This is a genomic window from Nocardia farcinica, assembly GCF_029867845.1.
Taxonomy (GTDB): Bacteria; Actinomycetota; Actinomycetes; order Mycobacteriales; family Mycobacteriaceae; genus Nocardia; species Nocardia farcinica_A.
This window is the reverse complement of the sequence record NZ_JARWRU010000752.1, coordinates 1-3151: the sequence shown is the minus strand read 5'-3', so window position 1 is coordinate 3151 and position 3151 is coordinate 1. Positions and strand designations below refer to the sequence as shown.

Sequence of the window (3151 nt, the reverse complement as noted above, 5' to 3'; positions counted from 1 at the left end):
ACGCGGCGCTGGCGGCGTGCGTGCGCGCCGCCGGCCTGGAACGCCCGGTGCTCGGCTCGATGAACTTCACCTACCGGGGTGAAGAGGCCGTGCTGATCCTGCTGGCCGGGCCGCAACCGCCGAAGATCACCGCGCTGGTCGTCGGTCCTGGCTGCGGCGCCGACGACCCCCAGGTGCTCGACGTCACCGACATCGGATGAGCCGCCCGCGGGTCCTCCCGAGCCCGCGTGACCGGCGCAACGCGGGCGATCTGGGCGGGAACAACAGCGTTTAGGCTGTTGTTGACCATCTCGTTCCCCGCCAGCTCTTCGGAAGGGTGTCATGAGCACGCCAGTTCACGACCTGATCATCGTCGGCTCCGGCCCGGCAGGCTACACCGCCGCCATCTACGCGGCGCGTGCCGACCTGCGGCCGCTGGTGTTCGAGGGCACCCAGTTCGGCGGCGCGCTGATGACCACCACCGAGGTCGAGAACTTCCCCGGCTTCCGCGAGGGCATCATGGGCCCCGACCTCATGGAGGAGATGCGCGAGCAGGCCAAGCGTTTCGGCGCCGACATCCGCACCGAGGATGTCGAGGCCCTCGACCTGACCGGCCCGGTGAAGAAGGTCACCGTGGGCGATGTCACCTACCTGGCCAAGGCCGTCATCCTCGCGATGGGTTCGGCCGCCCGCTACCTCGGCGTACCCGGCGAGGAGCGGCTGCTCGGCCGCGGCGTGAGCGCCTGTGCCACCTGTGACGGCTTCTTCTTCCGCGGCCAGGAGATCGTGGTCGTCGGCGGCGGCGACTCGGCGATGGAGGAAGCCACCTTCCTCACCAAGTTCGCCTCCAAGGTCACCATCGTGCACCGGCGCGAGGAGTTCCGCGCCTCGCGCATCATGCTCGACCGCGCCAAGGCGAACGACAAGATCGAGTTCGTGCTGAACGCCGAGGTCGCCGAGGTCAAGGGCGACACCTCGGTGACCTCTCTGGTGCTGCGCGACACCCGCACCGGCGAGACCTCCGAGCTGGCCGCCACCGGCCTGTTCGTCGCGATCGGCCACGACCCGCGCAGCGAGCTGGTGCGCGGCCAGGTCGCGCTCGACGACGAGGGCTACGTCCTGGTGCGGCACCCCGGCACTGCCACCGACATCCCCGGCGTGTTCGCCGCCGGCGATCTGGTCGATCACACCTACCGTCAGGCGATCACCGCCGCGGGCACCGGCTGCCGCGCCGCGATCGACGCCGAACGCTGGCTGGCCGAGCACGGCTCCACCGGCGCCGCCGAGGACACCCCCGGTGAGCCGGTCGCGGTGCACGCCAACTGATCTCGTCCGATCGATCTCGATCGCCGAAGAAAGACACGAGGAGTTCCCATGGCCGAGAACGGCAAGACGGTCACCGTCACCGACGCGACCTTCGCAGACGAGGTGCTGCTGAGCGAGAAGCCGGTGCTGGTCGACTTCTGGGCCACCTGGTGCGGACCGTGCAAGATGGTCGCCCCGGTACTCGAGGAGATCGCGGGCGCGCACGCCGACAAGCTGACCGTCGCCAAGCTCGACGTGGACGCCAACCCTGGCACCGCACGCGACTACCAGGTCCTGTCCCTGCCCACCATGATGCTGTTCCAGGGCGGCAAGCCGGTCAAGCAGATCGTCGGCGCCAAGGGCAAGGCGGCTCTCCTGCGTGAACTGAGCGACGTCCTCTGACCGTCCCGCGGAGCCGAGCGTCGGGGATGGACACCGTATACCGGTAGCAGCCGAGGCGGCCGTTCCCGACGCGCCGTAGGATGCCAGCACCCGGGTATTTTGCCGAATTCGGAGCCAGGTCTGAGACAATCGACCGTGTTCCGCATCGTGTGAGCGGTGTGCGCCCTCACACGGGTGGGTATCCCGGTGGGACGGAAGGAAAGGGCTCTTAGGCATGCACCGACTTCGTCACGGGGATACCGGACCCGCGGTAGCCGAGGTTCGGAACACCCTGGCAAGTCTCGGCTTCCTGCACGCGCCCTCCGGGGGCTCGCAGAACTCCACGGTCACTCCGGCGTCGGACTCGCCGGAGTACTGGAAGGACACCGCGGCCGTCTTCGACCACCACCTCGACTCGGCGGTGCGTGCCTTCCAGCAGCACCGCGGGCTGCTGGTCGACGGCGTCGTGGGTCCGGCCACGTATCGGGCGCTCAAGGAGGCCTCCTACCGCCTGGGCGCGCGGACGCTCATCTACCAGTTGTCGGCGCCGCTCTACGGCGACGACGTGGCCACCCTGCAGCGCCGGTTGCAGGATCTCGGTTTCTACGTGCACCGCATCGACGGCTACTTCGGACCGCAGACCCATGAGGCGCTCACCGCCTTCCAGCGGGAGATCGGCCTTGCCGCCGACGGAATCTGCGGCCCGGACACGCTGCGCTCGCTGGATCTGCTGGGCGCGCGGGTCACCGGCGGCAATCCGCACCGGATCGCCGAGGAAGAGGTGGTGCACCGTGCCGGTCCGCAGCTGACCGGCAAACGCATCGTGATCGATCCCGGTCTCGGCGGGCCGGACAAAGGATTCGCCGTGCCTTCGGAGTTCGGCGACATCTACGAGTCGGAGATCCTCTGGGATCTGGCCAGCAGGTTGGAGGGCCGGATGGCGGCCACCGGTATGGAGACCTTCCTGTCCCGGCCGTGGGGCGCCAATCCCACCGATGCCGAACGGGCCGAGACCTCCAACGCCTTCGACGCCGACCTGATGATCTCGCTGCGCTGCGCCACCAACGCCAGCCCGGCGGCCAACGGCGTGGCCAGCTTCCACTTCGGCAACTCGCACGGCTCGGTCTCGATGATCGGGCAGGTGCTTGCCGGTTTCATCCAGCGTGAGGTGGTCGCGCGGACCTCGCTGCAGGACTGCCGGACCCACGCGCGCACCTGGGATCTGTTGCGCCTGACAAAGATGCCGACCGTGCAGGTCGACGTCGGATACCTCACCAACGAATACGACGCTTCGGTGCTCACCAATCCGCGGATGCGCGACGTGATCGCCGAGGCCATCCTGGTGTCGGTCAAGCGCCTGTACCTGCTCGGCCAGGACGACCAGCCGACCGGCACCTACACCTTCGCCGAGTTGCTCGCCGAGGAGCTCGCGGCGGCCGATCGCACCTGACCGCCGCCACCCGGTCGTAGACGAGGAAGTCCCCGG

3 protein-coding genes and 1 pseudogene are annotated in these 3151 nt (G+C 68.8%); all 4 read left to right on the top strand.

Translation table 11 applies throughout. The annotated features are described in order from the left end of the window. Positions 1 to 200 (top strand): annotated as a pseudogene (locus QH283_RS16485) (hypothetical protein); the annotation flags it as partial. Between the two features lie 121 nt (positions 201 to 321). Beyond that, on the top strand, positions 322 to 1305 hold the full coding sequence (gene trxB / locus QH283_RS16480) for a thioredoxin-disulfide reductase (RefSeq protein WP_280503871.1): 984 nt from the start codon (positions 322 to 324) through the stop codon (positions 1303 to 1305). A gap of 48 nt (positions 1306 to 1353) precedes the next feature. Next, positions 1354 to 1686 (top strand): thioredoxin, encoded by a 333-nt coding sequence (trxA, locus tag QH283_RS16475; protein ID WP_280503870.1) that lies wholly within the window; start codon positions 1354 to 1356, stop codon positions 1684 to 1686. 214 nt (positions 1687 to 1900) lie between these two features. After that, the gene (locus tag QH283_RS16470; protein ID WP_280503869.1) at positions 1901 to 3115 is read left to right on the top strand and encodes an N-acetylmuramoyl-L-alanine amidase; all 1215 of its coding nucleotides are present in this window, start codon (positions 1901 to 1903) and stop codon (positions 3113 to 3115) included. Positions 3116 to 3151: the final 36 nt, after the last annotated feature.